This is a genomic window from Mogibacterium sp. CM50, from assembly GCF_000293155.1.
In the GTDB taxonomy this organism is placed as follows: Bacteria; Bacillota; Clostridia; order Peptostreptococcales; family Anaerovoracaceae; genus Mogibacterium; species Mogibacterium timidum.
Genome location: NZ_ALNL01000044.1, coordinates 50,477 through 65,603, shown reverse-complemented (window position 1 = coordinate 65,603; position 15,127 = coordinate 50,477). Strand labels below are relative to the sequence as shown.

Below are 15,127 nucleotides of genomic sequence, written 5' to 3'. Positions count from 1 at the left end.
ATGAAAATGGATACTGCAAACACTTGTATTTTATGCAGTTACAGCCTCTAAGAAATTCTGAATTCCCAAAACATTCATAGCCATAAATGTTATAATTTCTTTGTTAGTCGGTGACGAATATATGCTAGGAAATATGTAGTCATAAACAACGGTATCCTTCGATCCACATCGATAAGTTTCCCATAAGACCTTCATAGTCTTACGAATAGATTTCTCTACGGCTTCCGGTGATACATTGAACTTCTCAGCAACACACTTGTATACTTCGCCAACGACAACAACACTGTTATCAATGAGTAAATACTTACAGACAATCACGGCTTCAACCAAGTAATATGTACCTATTCTATCTGGCATCAGAATTAATCCCAACAAAACTTTTCTCAGCAAATGCTCATCGACAAGATAATCTAAATCATAAACACCTTCCATTCTGTAAAATATTAATTTTTGAATTTCCGCAAAGATAATCTTGAGTTTAAAATCTCCAAGATGCCTCTCCGGATTTATGAAATTTAATGCTGAACTTATGGGCTCATTTTTTAAAAAGTCTATGCCGCATAACGGATCTGGAATTTTTTTAGAAGAATTAGAAACTTCATTTAGATTTAGTTTGGTATTCATAGTCAACCTGTCCTTCTCAACATACCTGCTAATGTCCACACTCTGACATTAGACTGTAATCATACCTTTTAGCTTTTCAAATGTCGCTTCTCCAATCCCTTTTACCTGTTTAAGATCTTCAATTTTAGTAAATCTGTGTCCCTTGCGATAATCTATAATCCTCTGAGCAATCGCGTCTCCTACACCAGGAAGCTCAGTAAGTTTCGGCTTATCCGCCAAATTAATGTTGATCAGACCTCCCTTTTCGGATTTTCCCGCGGTGCTTCTGCCGGAATCACATTCAGAGGCATCACCGCTGTCGATTTTGCTCGGTATCACAAGCTTTTGTCCGTCCTGAACAAACTCAGCCTGATTAATCGCATCAAGATTAGCACCTTCTTTAAGACCGCCGGCTTTTTCGATCAACTCAAAAACTCTGGTCTTCTTCTCCACCTTATATACCCCTGGTGAATTCACTGCCCCGCTTATATCAATGTAGAACTCTTCCTTGTGCTCTGCTACCTCCTTAGTTTTGACTTTATCAGCTTTGTCAAGCTTTATCGTATTAGCGTTACTCGACTTAATATGCAGCACAGCGGCACCCACCAAGATTACTATCAATATGCCTATCTTATACTTGAGCTTCCTATCCTTAGAAAATTGAAATTTTATGCACTGAACTGCTCGACTCACTTGGTCACTATCAAAGATTTTCATATTTTGCCCTTTCTTGGGGCAAGATTCAACTATAAATATAATACAATTTAGACAATTATTTTTCAATATATTTGAATATTGGTTTGTCATAAAATTTAACCATAAATTATTTGTTAATTAGACATTATAATAGTGTGATTTAAAGGGATTGATCATATGTATATACCATGCATGCCGTAGAAATTATAAAAAGATCTCATAAAAAAGGTGAATACAGATTACAAATAATGCAATCTCGTATTCACCAATTATCGTAAACATATCTAACTGCACAGCATCTAGTGGATGACAGCACACGCCTCCATATATTTTGTATAATTATTCAATTAGGCTCATATATCGTATTTTCTTATGTTTATCCGCACGGGCACTAATCTTCATAGTATTCGAATTCATAGTCCTCGATCCTGACAGTATCGCCTTCCTTGAGTCCAAGCTTCTCAAGCATCTTAATCCCGCCTCTATCAACTATAAACTTATATAGATATCTCATCGAACCAATATCGTTGAAATTAGTAGATCTAAATATCTTGGACAACTGCTTGCCTTCCAGTACATACACTCCGTCCAAATCTCGATAAGCTTTTAGCTTCTTGAAATCCTCATCTATTTCATCCCGCACAAAATCAAAATACTCAATCTCATCACTTTCAGGTTCAATGTAATTCTCCAGCTCATTAAGTGCGGCATTGAGCAGTTCCTGCACCCCTTGTCTAGCTACGGCCGAAATCTTAAAGACACGCTTACCATCCGCTTCAACAAACTTTACAAAATTTTCAAGCCTTTCTTCGTCGCAAGCAGCATCGATTTTATTTGCAGCAACGAGCATCGGTTTTGACAAAAGTTTTTCGTCGTACTGCCCGAGTTCTTCAATTATCTTCTTATAATCATCAATTGGATCACGGCCTTCACTTCCGGAGATATCAACGACATGAATAAGAACCTTTGTGCGCTCTATGTGCTTTAGAAACTTTAGACCAAGCCCCATACCTTCATGAGCACCCTCAATGATACCGGCAATATCAGCCATTACAAAACTCTTATCATACATATCAACGACCCCAAGATTAGGATCTATAGTAGTGAAATGATAATTAGCAACCTTTGGTCTGGCGCTTGTCGATACAGAAAGCAGTGTAGACTTACCAACATTAGGAAAACCTACTAAACCGACATCCGCTATAAGCTTAAGCTCAAGAATCACAGTCCTTTCCTTGGGCAGTTCTCCAGCCTCAGCAAAATTAGGTGCCTGTCTGATAGAATTCTTGAAATGAACGTTTCCTTTTCCGCCTTTTCCACCTTTTGCGGCAACAAGTCGGTCACCCTTATCCGCCATATCTTTCATAAGAAGTCCGGATTCCTTATCGATAATCATTGTTCCTATGGGAACCTTAATCTCCAAATCCCGGCCGCGCTTTCCGTACTTCTTACGCCGCATTCCGTTTTGACCATTTTCAGCTTCATATTTGCGTTTGTATTTGAAATCCATCAGCGTGCGCAGGTTGCTGTCAGCAACGAAAATTATATTGCCGCCATCTCCGCCGTCTCCTCCGTCCGGACCACCCTCAGGAACATATGGCTCTCTTCTGAAGGTTACTGCTCCATCTCCGCCCTTTCCGGATGTGATTATAATTTCTGCTCTATCTACGAACATATCAATCTCCAATACTAAAATTGACCCCTCATAACAAAGGGTCAATAAGTTTACGCTTCTTCGCCGTATACGCTGATCTGTTTTCTCTTCTTGTCAAATCTCTCAAACTTAACGTTTCCATTGATCTTTGCAAACAGAGTATCATCTCCGCCAATACCAACGTTGTTACCAGGGTGGAACTTTGTTCCTCTCTGTCTAACAAGAATGCTTCCGGCACTTACATACTGTCCTGCACCTATCTTTAGCCCCAAACGTTTCGACTCGGAATCGCGACCGTTCTTGGAACTACCTACTCCTTTTTTACTTGACATGACTAGTCACCTCCTATATTGAACTGATTATATTACTTGGATTCAATTGCCGAAAGAATATCAGCCTTAGTAGCCTTAGCCGGAACCTCAACTCCAAGCTCATTAGCGATTGCAAGAAGCTCATCCTTCTTCATTGAAAGGGAAGCCTTAATCTCCGCTTTGGCCTTAGCCGGCGCTGTCTTCTTAGCTACTGCGCCGATGCCTGTAACCTTAACTAGCGTGTATGGCTGTCTGTGCCCATTCTTTCTTCTGTAGTCCTTCTTAGCTTTGTACTTAAAGATAATAACCTTTTCGTTCTTACCCTGCTCCAGTACCTCGGCTTGAACTGTACATCCTTCAACAAAAGGTGCACCTACCTGAAGCTTATCTCCTCCAACAGCTACAACCTCGTCAAAGGTAACTGTCTCTCCTACTGCAGCGTCGAGCTTTTCTATCTTAAGTACATCATTCTCCTGTACTCTGTACTGCTTTCCGCCTGTCTTAATTACTGCGTACATATTAAAATCCTCCTCAAACCAGACTCGCCAGAATCACGGGTGCTATGCTTTATAACCCATTCTGAGCGGCTAACCAACCAAGTATAACATGTTCTAGTATTTATGTCAAACCCTAGAACATGTTATGCATAATTACTCAATAACTACACCGTCTTCATCAACTTTGAGATCATCTTCATCCCTGCCGTGAATTTCATCCATAATCTTGATCTTGAGAGTCTCAAGGATATCTGGATGAGAGATAAGGAATTCCTTGACATTCTCACGCCCCTGACCAATTCGCTCACCTTCGTAACTGTACCACGAACCAGCTTTATCGATAAACTTCATATCTGTTGCTGTGTCAAGAACATCTCCGGCGATGGAAATACCTTCTCCATACATGATATCGAACTCAGCAAGCTTGAATGGAGGCGCAACCTTATTCTTGACAATTTTAACCTTGGTTCTATTACCGATGGTCTCATCCCCTCGTTTGATCGAATCAGCGCGTCTAACATCAAGGCGCATGCTGGCATAGAATTTAAGTGCCCGACCGCCTGTAGTTGTCTCAGGGTTACCAAACATAACTCCAATCTTCTCTCGAAGCTGGTTGATAAATATAACGCAGGTATTTGTCTTGTTAACTGTTCCCGCAATCTTTCTAAGCGCCTGTGACATAAGTCTTGCCTGTAGCCCTACGTGTGAATCTCCCATATCACCCTGAATCTCTGCCTTAGGTACAAGAGCTGCAACGGAGTCGATTACAATCAAATCAATAGCTCCACTGCGCGCGAGCATATCACAAATCTCAAGCGCCTGCTCTCCGGTATCAGGCTGTGATACAAGTAAATCATCAACATCTACGCCAAGATTCTTGGCATAAACCGGATCAAGGGCATGCTCAGCATCGATAAATGCAGCCTTTCCTCCCGCTTTCTGAGCCTCTGCAATACAGTGCAGCGTGAGTGTTGTCTTACCAGAAGATTCCGGTCCGTATATCTCAACAATACGTCCACGCGGTACACCGCCGATACCGGTAGCAACATCCAAGGAAATAGATCCTGTAGAGATCGCTTCTATACTGTTGTTAAGCCCATTGTCTCCGAGCTTCATGACGGCGCCCTTGCCAAACACCTTCTGTATCTCATCAAGAGCATGCTCTAATGCCTTCTCCTTGTCATTTATATTGCTAATGCCCTTGTCTGATTTGCTTGATTTACCTGCCATAGTTCCTCCTGTATCACATCGAACATTCGTTCGTATTCTATATGCAAACTTTTCATTTGTCAAGATTATATAATCTCATCTCGATTACGGTCAAATTAAAAATGCCCCTAATCCTGCAATATCTGCACTTTTATCTAATATAATTATAATTTTCCCGTCAGAAAACGATATCAGAGCAACCGGAGCTGCATTGCAGAACTAAAATCGAATCCTAAAAATATCACGGATTAAACTATTCCACCTTCAAACTTAAAGCTTTTCATTCAAAATATTATATACTGTCAGCAGCATCCGCAGCTTGAAGTAATTCCGATTCCACTTTCTATCATTTCTCTTGGTATTTAATTCTATAAATCCACGCTTATTGCCGAGCTTACCTCCGCAAGAATACCCGATAAATGCATTACCGTTCTCTCTGCCTTCGTCCGCTTCAGGGCCAGCATATCCGGTTATAGAAACTGATATGTCGCTTTTTGATTTTCTCCTGGCACCATCTGCCATCAGGACTGCAACTTCACCGCTTACAACAGAAAATTTATCAATCACAGCCGTATCTATACCCAAAATCTCGGATTTTGCCTCTACACTATATGTTACAAATCCCTCTGCAAACACCGACGAAGCTCCGGCAACATCTGTGATACACGAAGCAAACATTCCGCCGGTACACGATTCTGCAGATGACAGCCACAGTCTTCGTCTCTGAAGCTGATGAACTACAACCTGATTAAGCTCATCGTCATCATAGCTATAGATGTATTCGCCAATCAATCCATCTATCATCTCAATCATCTCATCAACTGCATACTTAGCCATTTCGGCAGTATCTCGTTGCGATGCAACTCTAAGCGCGCATTCTCCCTCCTTTGCGTAAGTTGCAATAGTCGGATCACTCTGGTTATTAATCACAGGCATCAGTTTGGTCTCGAGGTCAGATTCTCCTATTCCTATTGTTCTGATGACCTTGTAATACATTTCCTTGCTAGAAAATCTCTTCAGGTAATCCACAACGCAGTGCTTAAACAGCCACTTCATTTCCCTTGGCGGACCGGGCAGGCAGATTGCACATTTTCCATCCTTCTCCAGTCCAAACGCCGGCGCCGTACCTGCCTCGTTATGAAAAATTTCTGCACCAACCGGCATGTACGCCTGTTTGCGATTATTTTCTGCCATACTGCGATGCCTCTCGTCAAAATACGACTTAATTTCCGCATAGCATTTCTCGTCAAAGTACAGATCGACCCCCATGGCCTCCGCAACGATTTCCTTAGTCAGGTCATCCTGCGTAGGTCCTAGACCACCGGTACAGATAACCATGTCCATTTCATTAAGTGATGCCTTTACAAGCTCCTTAAGCCTCACCGGGTTATCACCAACAACATGGTGATACATAACATTAAATCCCATGTGGTTGAGCTGATTCGAGATATAGGTAGCGTTAGTATTAACAGTCTGACCAAAGAGAAGCTCGGTACCAACTGCAATTATTGAAACATCCATCGAAATATTACCCCTTTACGCAATTATCGGCGTACCTTCAAGTACACCGATAATGTTTTATATAATTTATATATGCATCAGCTTGCATGTAACAAATAGCTACATCGAAAACACATCCTTGTTCTTGATGATGTATTCGCACCCTGAATAAACAGTCGCGATAAGCGATGCCCAGAATACCCACATGCCCGCGCTCATTAATAGATATACCGAATCAAATCTCAAAGCGAGGATAAGCAACGGAACCGCAATCATCTGAAGAACAGTTTTGAATTTCCCGCTCATACCGGCCGCAATTACCCTGCCCTCCGAAGCTGCAACGGTTCTCATCCCGCTCACTGCAAACTCCCTTGCCAGAATAATTATCAGCGCCCATGCAGGGATAGTTCCCTCCCCAATCAGCAGGCACAAAGCAGAATACACCAGGATCTTATCAGCAAGCGGATCCATAATTTTTCCAAAGTTAGTAACAAGTCCCCTCGCTCTTGCAATTTTCCCATCAAGCATATCTGTAAATGATGCCAATATAAAAATGACGAATGCCACAAAATAATAATGCATCATAAATGCACCGACAAAAAACGGAACAGCTATCATACGACCAACTGTCAATTTATTAGGTAAATTCATTTAAACCTCCTCGCCCACGAGGTCATACTCATAGGCCTCTGTAATCTTGACGTTAACTATATCTCCCAGCTCATGCAATCTCTCGCTGACGAAGCTGACCTCGTTGTCGATCTCCTGCGCATCGTATTTAGTCCTACCAATGTAGCTGCCATCATGAATTTCATCAATCATAACCTCATAGGTCTTGCCCAGCTTGGCTTGATTGAGTTCCTCACTGATCGACAGCTGAAGCTCCATGATGCTGTCTCTACGCGTCTCCTTGACGTCCTCAGGGAGCTTATCATCCATTGTATACGACAGAGTTCCCTCTTCATCGGAAAATGCAAATACCCCTAATCTATCTATCCTTGCTTCCTTTACGAATTCCATCAGCTCTTTAAAATCATCTTCGCTCTCTCCCGGAAACCCGACAAGCATCGTAGTTCTGATATGTACATCAGGAATATTTGCGCGGAGCTTCCTAAAGGTCTCCCTGATTGATGCTCCTGTCGACTTGCGCTTCATCCGGGATAGGACGTTATCAGCGATGTGCTGAATCGGGATATCGAGGTAGTTGCAAATCTTGTCGTTAGCAGCTATAGTCTCTATCAGTTCATCTGTAATACCATCGTCGTACACATAGAGTAGTCTAATCCATTTAATCTCATGAATTCTACATAGCCGTCTGAGCAGTTCCGGAAGCATAGCCTCACCGTACAGATCCTTGCCGTAATACGAGGTATCCTGAGCGATAATTGTCAGCTCCTTGATTCCCTGCTCAGCCATGACCTCAGCTTCCTTGACTGCGTCCTCGATTTTCTTGCTGCGGAATGGACCGCGAATCTTAGGTATCGCACAAAAGGCGCAGGTGTTGTTACATCCCTCCGCAATTTTGAGCACTCCGGAATATGATTTACCAGGTAGCACCCTCTCCTTATATGGTAACACTTTACCGACTCTACCCTTTACGCTATCAGCCATGACCTTATTGTCGGACAACAGCAAATCCGGAAGCTCATCGTAGTCATTTACACCTGTAAAAATATCAACTTCCGGAATTTCATTCACCAAATCCTCGTGATATCTCTCAGAAAGACAACCTGTAACTACCAGCTTCTTGGTCTTACCCTTGAGCGATGCCATGCTGAATATATGCTCTATCGACTCAATCTTAGCTGATTCGATAAAGCCACAGGTATTCACTATCAAGATGTCCGCAGCCTCCGGTGCTTCGGTCAAAGTGCAGCCGCGCTGCATCAGCAGAGCGGCGAGCACCTGAGAGTCATAGTCATTCTTGGCACACCCAAGAGTATCTATATAGAACGTCTTGTTCGTCTTATTCATCAAACATTGTCTCCATCATTATCTAATCGTTTTCTATAGGCTCATCACCATCTAAATTTACTGCTTCTGCATCAATTGATTCATCTACAAAAACAGTCTGATCCGGCTGACCATAGTACTCCTCTTCTGTTGTTAGTACCTGTCTTGGTCTTGACCCGTCAGATGGTCCGATAATTCCCATCTCCTCGATTTCATCGATGATACGTGCAGCCCGATTATATCCTATTCTGAATCTTCTTTGCAGCATCGATACAGATGCTTGCTTCTGCTTGAGAATAAACTCGATCGCGTCCTCTGTCAGTTCATCAGAAAGGCTGTCACCTTGAGCGGCAGGCTTGTCAGAGACCTCAATCGTTCGGATTACATCATCCCTGTACTCGGTTTCACTCTGCGACTTAACGAATTCAATTACTGCAGCACTCTCAGCTTCAGAGATAAACGGTCCCTGTATTCTAATCGGCTTATTGGCATCTACAGGCGAGAACAGCATATCTCCCTTGCCTAGCAGTTTTTCTGCACCGGCAGTATCGAGGATTGTACGAGAGTCAAATTGCGATGATACACTAAATGCAATTCGTGATGGTATATTTGCCTTGATAAGTCCCGTAACTACGTCAACCGAAGGTCTCTGCGTAGCGACGATTAGATGCATCCCTGCAGCTCTAGCCTTCTGAGCCAGACGGCAGATTGCCTCTTCAACCTGCGAAGAGGCTGCCATCATGAGGTCTGCAAGCTCGTCTATTACAATAACAATCTGCGGTAATACATTATCGTCCTCTCCGTTCGTCGACACAGTGTGATTGTACGACGCAAGATCCTTTGCCCCAAGCTCAGCGAATTTATTGTATCGTTGCTGCATCTCGTTGACTGCCCAGTTAAGCGCCGCTGCTGCTTTCTTAGGATCTGTAACAACAGGTATGAGCATGTGAGGGATGCCGTTGTAGCTTCCAAGCTCGACTACCTTAGGGTCGATAAGAACAAGTTTAACTTCATCGGGAGATGCTTTGTAAAGAATACTTGTTATTATCGTGTTAATGCACACACTCTTACCTGAACCGGTCGCTCCGGCAATAAGCATATGAGGCATACTGTGTAGATCTGCGACAATATTTCGTCCTGATACATCTTTGCCGACAACAAAGCTGATCTTGGATTTAGCGCGTCTGAAATCGTTAGACTCAATGAGCTCGCGAATCAGAACCGGCGCCGCCTTTTCATTCTCTACCTCGATTCCGACAGCAGCCTTGCCCGGTATAGGCGCTTCAATACGGATGCTTTTAGCACGCATGTTGAGTGCTATATCATCGGCAAGCCCGGTAATCTTGCTGACCTTTACGCCTGTAGCCGGCTGAACCTCATATCTTGTAACCGACGCCCCCTGTGTAACATTGAGAACTGTCGCCTCTACATTGAAATCATTTAAAGTCCGCTCCAGAAGATGTGCTTTCTCCTCAAGCTGTTGCCCGCTCATTAGATTATTGCCGGGTTTAGGTCGATTGAGCAAATCTACCGATGGGAATACGTAATCATCATCCCTCCTTGACTGCCCTGCCAGAGCCTGTTTAGCGATTTCATCGTGATCCGCCTTGGTCGGTCTGTTATCCTCTTTCTGCTCGTGCAGAGCTTCATTAGAAGATGTGGAATATGTCATATTGTCGGAGCTGCCAATTGCGTCCGCACTACGTTTATTGGCAGCAGCAATTGCTCCTGCTGCAGTGACTCCAACACCGGCTCCAAAGTCTCGAGAAGCACCTGCGCCATATAAATTATTTGAACCGGGGGACGAAATAAATGCTGAATCACCGCCACCTGAAGCGCGTCCGCGGTACTCCGCGACCTTTGATTTCCCGGAAGGCTTTCCGCCGTCCAAGCCAAATCCCCTTCCCTTTGGTGCAGCTCCATCTTCAGGAGCACCGTCATATCCACCGAGACCTGTTGTTTTCTCTGTACCGGCTTCTCCTGATTTGCCATCCAATCCATAGCCGGTGCCTGTAACAATACCATCATCAGAGCTTCCTAATCCAGTACCAATTTGTCTGGCCGCTCTACCTCTATACCCATCATATATTCCTGACTCATCTTCTTCAAAAGGAGCATTGCTATCCAGCATACTTGCAATTTCACGTCTCGTGCTCTCATCAGGGAAACCCGTTGCCGTTTTTTTCTCTTTATAAGCTGCATCCACAGATGAATATGCCGAACCCCCTACATCGGTTGTACGATTACCAGCAGCGGCGTTAACAGGATTTGCAGTAACCGTACCAATTCCCGCATCTGTTACAGACTTCTGTTTCTTGGAATTAAGATGCTTTGCCAGCATTCTTCCAAACAATCCTGAGGTTGGTTCTTCGTCCTGCACATTTGGGGAATATCCCACATAGCTGTCATCCACCGAAGCTATGTGCGCATTAGAAGTAAAGCTTGTCCCGGAAGCAGGATTCGGTGAAGTAGCTTTCGTACCCATTCTGTGATCATGCAAACCAAATTCCATCTGCTCATTTACACTTGGACGAGCAGATGAAACGGCTGTATCCGTAGATATATTTTCGTATTTAGAAGCGACAGGGCTCACTGTTCCTCCTGAACGCTCAAATTCCTTTATGAGCCTCTTTTCTTCACGAGCCTCCTTAAACGCCTTGATCTGCTTGGAAATAGGAGTATTCGCAACTAACAGAATTGAAATTATTATCGCTGCCAAAGCAAAGATAATCAGCCCCGGACGTCCGATAAACTTGACCAGAATGTTGGCAAGCTCCATTCCAACCGCACCTGCATTGTTTCCTCTGACACCGCCTCTGTAATACAGCAGTATATCTCCAAAACCGAACTTAGGCTTACCTGAATTGACAAATCTGTATCCATTTAGAGCGCACATCATCAAGTACACGAGAGCTGTAAGTGAAGCGGTCCTCGCGTTGAGATGTTGCAGCTTCTGAAAAAACAAGCATACAGCAACAACAATCAAAAAATAAGGCAAGACATATGACATTCCCCCAAATAAACCTCGAAGGACATTGTGAATCCCATGTCCGAAGCTTCCTGTGCTGTTGTTCTTCATAGTGAATACTAAAAAAATACCTATTGCAAATATGGCAATTCCCCATATCTCGTCAATAAGCTTTCTATTTGAGTTGCGCTTCTCCTGCATCTCGCGAATCTGCTTCTGTTCGGCAGTCTCCGCCTTGCTGCTGTTCCTCTTATCAGACGAAGAAGTGCTATTCTTCTTGGATTTATTCTTGCTGCCGGGAGGCCTTCCCGGACCGCGCTTTTTCTTTTCCTCAGCCATAATTCCCCATATATATTATAATTCAATCAACCGATATACTGATTAATTATACTATTTACGCCGTTTTTTTGCAAAAAAGAAAAAAGACCCGAGGAATCTCGGATCAATGGCTTAACTGATTTACTCAACATTAACAACGTCTTTGCCGTCATAATAGCCACAATTAGGGCAAACTCTGTGTGGAAGCTTTGGCTCATGACACTGAGGACAAATTGAAAGTCCCGGAGCGCCCATCTTCATGTTAGCAGCCTTTCTGCCAGCAGTCTTTGCTTTCGATGTTTTCCTCTTTGGTACTGCCATTGTCGACACCTCCTTACAAATGTGATTATCTTAAAATGTCTGGATTGCATTTTACGCACTACAGGATGATAGTATATACGCAAAACCGTAGTATGTCAATGAAAATTACAGTAATATAGGTCTTTTCACATGATCCGACTCTTCGTACATATCATTCATCGTCAGAATATTGTATGTATCTGCCGCCCTAATGTCAAGGAGAAGCTGACTGTTCGCAGAATCAGACAACTCATTTGCCTCTCTGTTGATATTGGTAATGATCGGAATATCGTTAAGACTATTTTTTTTTGCTTTTTTGATTAATTTCCGCCCAGTCTCATTTGCTGCCAGCACTCTGAGGTACCCCGGTTCGCAAACTCCCGGTTCATCGCGCTTGATATTGAGCAATAACTGCAGTAGCAGTCGTGAAATCCTGGTATAAGTGTAGCGCTTGCTCTTCGCATGCATGACGAGTTCGTCAAAGCTCTTGCACCTTGACACAGCTTCAATAAGCCTTGTTCCGATGCCTTCGCCGCCTTGCGGAGCCTCATCTACCTGCGAAGCGTTAAGATTAAGAAGCACATATCTAATCAAATCGAACAGCTTATCATCGATCGTATCGGCGCGTTCTGAGAAACATGAACTGATCAGCTTCGCCGATTCATCAGGAACGAACTCGGATACATCAATCCCCTGTCTCGCTGCCTGTCTTATGCCTGAAGCACTCTGAAATTTCCGACTGGTATCGAACCTCGCAGAATACTCGGCAGCCTCACGTTTAATAGTGTGAACTTCAAGCTCATGTTCTGTACATTTATTAAATTCCGTAATAGCTCTTATATATTCGATAGCGAGAGTATCATTGGCTCCATGGAGAACCGATTCTCCATCGTCACCAAAAAATTCGCTGTAAGCTGCCGCTCTGGACCGGGGATAACTGTATCCCTCTCTGGCGAGCTCCACCATCCTATCTGATATTCTCGAATCCGAAAGCCTTTCCGCTACCATAGTAAGCTTGTCTATGTTACCCGATTCACTCCCGAACGATATCACATCTACAACCCCTATTGCAGCTAACAGTTTAATTGCCGTAGACGCATAAACAGACGCATTGCCGAGACACGCAAAAGCCGGTATCTCAAACACTGCGTCTATTCCATTCTTAACTGCGGACTCTGCTCTGTCCCACTTACTTGCGAAAGCAAGCTCTCCTCGCTGCACAAAATCGCCGCTCATCACAGCGATTACAGCATCGGCACAAGCTTCTCTCTTAGCTCTATCTATGTGGTAAAGATGTCCGTTATGTAGAGGATTGTATTCTGCAACAATTCCCAGAACTTTCATCGGTAAAGGTTTACTCCTCAACGCCCTCTGCATGTTCATCAGCTGTCTGTTGCTCTTCAGTATATGTGGAGCCGCCCTGAACACGCTCTGCCAAGGCCTTCATTTCCTGGCGATTGCCATTTACTCTGTTGTTCATCTCGCCGACCATATCGGTGAAATAATCGTTCATTGGCTGAATGAACTCCGTAGCAACCTTAGCAATATCATTTTGCATATCGTACAGAAGCTTGTCTACGTATTCATAAGAACGGAGCTTAATGTATCTGCTGTGATTCTCTGCCTCAGAGATAAGAGCGTCAGCTCTCTTTTCAGCCTCCTTCTTGATGATGTCGTTCTCAACTAGATACTCAGCCTGCTTCTTGGCAGCTACGATAACCTTATCGTATTCGCTTCTAGCTTCGTTTAGGATCCTATCCTGCTCATCCTTAACCCACTTTGCCTGCTGAATATCCTTAGGCATGCTAAGTCTTATGTCATCAACGATGCTCCTAATCTCATCGCTGTCGACGATTGCCTTCTCTGAAAAAGGCACCTTCGAAGCGTTGGATAAAATTTCTTCGAGATCGTCAAGTAGTGTCATAACTCTAATCGATGCGTCGCTCATAACGATTTCCTCCTAGTTTATTGATTATCAAATTTAGTTTTAATCATCTCGTTAGCACACTCTGGTAGCAGGCCATCGACGCTGCCGCCATAAGAGACTACTTCTTTGATGAGAGATGAACTGATAAACGAATACCGAGGGTCTGTCATCAAGAAAACAGTCTCCGTCCCACCCGTGTATAAGCGTGCATTCATCTGCGCCATCTGGATTTCATATTCAAAATCGGTAGTAGCCCTAAGTCCTCTGACTACCGTGTCAAAACTATGTTTATTGACATAGTCAGCAAGTAGTCCATTGAACACATCGATTTTGATGTTCGGGATATGTTCAGTCACCTTAGCAATGATGTACTTGCGTTCTTCTAATGTGAACAGAGGTTCTTTGGAGCTATTAACGGCTATGCCGACAGTTAAGCTGTCAAACATATTAGCTGCGCGTTCAATAATATCCAGATGACCATTGGTAACAGGATCAAATGAACCCGCATAAATTGCAGTCCTCATCATACTAATCACCATCTCTCCAAGGTATTTTAACAAACAGATATTGTATTTGCAAGGCTTTAAGGTCTTGCATAAAAGTCTACAGCTACAGTTCCATACCTCTTTTTCTTGAATTTGACGAATTCCGACAATGCATCAGGTAAAGGATTATCGTCAAGATGTTCGACGATAATCACACCGTCGCGCGTCAAAAGCCCGTAACCATCAACGAGTTCAAATACTTCACCATAATATCCTGCACGGTAAGGAGGATCTACGAAGATGAGGTCAAACTCCTTATTTGCAAGCGTTAGAGACTTTCTAAAATCATTATTAAAAGTTGAAGATTTTTCTTGCGCTTTGCAATTTTTGATGTTTTTCTGGAGGATTTTATAATTTTTTCTATCTCCTTCGTTGAATACACAGTGCTTTGCACCGCGGGAAAGCGCCTCGAGACCAAGCGAACCCGAGCCGGCAAATAAGTCCAGAACCAGCGCTCCTTCCACTTTGCCAATGAGAATGCTGAAAACGGCTTCACGAACCTTCTCCGTAGTCGGTCTCGCGTTCTCGGGAACCTCTATACTTCTATATTTATATTCTCCTGAATTTATCCTCGTCATTAATGTACCTCATACTCGCTTCTCGGCAGTTTAGTACCGCGAGCAAAACTACCCGAGCAGGTAATTCC

At 43.4% G+C, this 15,127-nt stretch carries 14 protein-coding genes and 1 pseudogene; all 15 read right to left on the bottom strand.

Going from position 1 to position 15,127, the window contains the following annotated elements:
• Positions 1 to 30 precede the first annotated feature (30 nt).
• Complete coding sequence (locus tag HMPREF1152_RS07700; RefSeq protein ID WP_009644655.1) at positions 31 to 624, bottom strand: sporulation initiation factor Spo0A; 594 nt, start codon at positions 622 to 624, stop codon at positions 31 to 33.
• A 48-nt stretch (positions 625 to 672) separates the two neighbouring features.
• Positions 673 to 1,296, bottom strand: coding sequence for a helix-hairpin-helix domain-containing protein (locus tag HMPREF1152_RS07695; protein ID WP_207634901.1), 624 nt, complete (start codon positions 1,294 to 1,296; stop codon positions 673 to 675).
• A gap of 394 nt (positions 1,297 to 1,690) precedes the next feature.
• Positions 1,691 to 2,974, bottom strand: coding sequence for a GTPase ObgE (gene obgE / locus HMPREF1152_RS07690; RefSeq protein WP_009644854.1), 1,284 nt, complete (start codon positions 2,972 to 2,974; stop codon positions 1,691 to 1,693).
• A gap of 50 nt (positions 2,975 to 3,024) precedes the next feature.
• Positions 3,025 to 3,285 (bottom strand): 50S ribosomal protein L27, encoded by a 261-nt coding sequence (rpmA, locus tag HMPREF1152_RS07685; RefSeq protein ID WP_009644673.1) that lies wholly within the window; start codon positions 3,283 to 3,285, stop codon positions 3,025 to 3,027.
• Between the two features lie 191 nt (positions 3,286 to 3,476).
• A pseudogene (gene rplU / locus HMPREF1152_RS07680) lies at positions 3,477 to 3,782 on the bottom strand (50S ribosomal protein L21); the annotation flags it as partial.
• A gap of 132 nt (positions 3,783 to 3,914) precedes the next feature.
• A complete protein-coding gene (recA, locus tag HMPREF1152_RS07675; protein ID WP_009644645.1) occupies positions 3,915 to 4,991 on the bottom strand; it encodes a recombinase RecA in 1,077 nt (358 codons plus the stop codon).
• A gap of 249 nt (positions 4,992 to 5,240) precedes the next feature.
• Entirely contained in the window at positions 5,241 to 6,491 is a 1,251-nt protein-coding gene (locus HMPREF1152_RS07670; protein ID WP_009644670.1) for a competence/damage-inducible protein A, read from the bottom strand.
• 99 nt (positions 6,492 to 6,590) lie between these two features.
• On the bottom strand, positions 6,591 to 7,121 hold the full coding sequence (gene pgsA / locus HMPREF1152_RS07665; RefSeq protein ID WP_009644814.1) for a CDP-diacylglycerol--glycerol-3-phosphate 3-phosphatidyltransferase: 531 nt from the start codon (positions 7,119 to 7,121) through the stop codon (positions 6,591 to 6,593).
• Entirely contained in the window at positions 7,122 to 8,444 is a 1,323-nt protein-coding gene (gene rimO, locus HMPREF1152_RS07660; RefSeq protein ID WP_009644741.1) for a 30S ribosomal protein S12 methylthiotransferase RimO, read from the bottom strand. It lies immediately after the preceding gene.
• A gap of 22 nt (positions 8,445 to 8,466) precedes the next feature.
• The gene (locus HMPREF1152_RS09090) at positions 8,467 to 11,730 is read right to left on the bottom strand and encodes an FtsK/SpoIIIE family DNA translocase (protein WP_009644680.1); all 3,264 of its coding nucleotides are present in this window, start codon (positions 11,728 to 11,730) and stop codon (positions 8,467 to 8,469) included.
• A 120-nt stretch (positions 11,731 to 11,850) separates the two neighbouring features.
• A complete protein-coding gene (gene rpmF, locus HMPREF1152_RS07650; RefSeq protein ID WP_009644811.1) occupies positions 11,851 to 12,030 on the bottom strand; it encodes a 50S ribosomal protein L32 in 180 nt (59 codons plus the stop codon).
• A 105-nt stretch (positions 12,031 to 12,135) separates the two neighbouring features.
• Complete coding sequence (locus tag HMPREF1152_RS07645) at positions 12,136 to 13,353, bottom strand: tRNA(Met) cytidine acetate ligase (protein WP_009644788.1); 1,218 nt, start codon at positions 13,351 to 13,353, stop codon at positions 12,136 to 12,138.
• Positions 13,354 to 13,363: 10 nt separating this feature from the next.
• Positions 13,364 to 13,957, bottom strand: coding sequence for a hypothetical protein (locus tag HMPREF1152_RS09085; RefSeq protein ID WP_009644712.1), 594 nt, complete (start codon positions 13,955 to 13,957; stop codon positions 13,364 to 13,366).
• Positions 13,958 to 13,974: 17 nt separating this feature from the next.
• Positions 13,975 to 14,463 (bottom strand): pantetheine-phosphate adenylyltransferase, encoded by a 489-nt coding sequence (coaD, locus tag HMPREF1152_RS07635; protein ID WP_009644644.1) that lies wholly within the window; start codon positions 14,461 to 14,463, stop codon positions 13,975 to 13,977.
• A gap of 56 nt (positions 14,464 to 14,519) precedes the next feature.
• Positions 14,520 to 15,059, bottom strand: a complete 540-nt coding sequence (rsmD, locus tag HMPREF1152_RS07630) for a 16S rRNA (guanine(966)-N(2))-methyltransferase RsmD (RefSeq protein WP_009644596.1) — start codon at positions 15,057 to 15,059, stop codon at positions 14,520 to 14,522.
• Positions 15,060 to 15,127 lie beyond the last annotated feature (68 nt).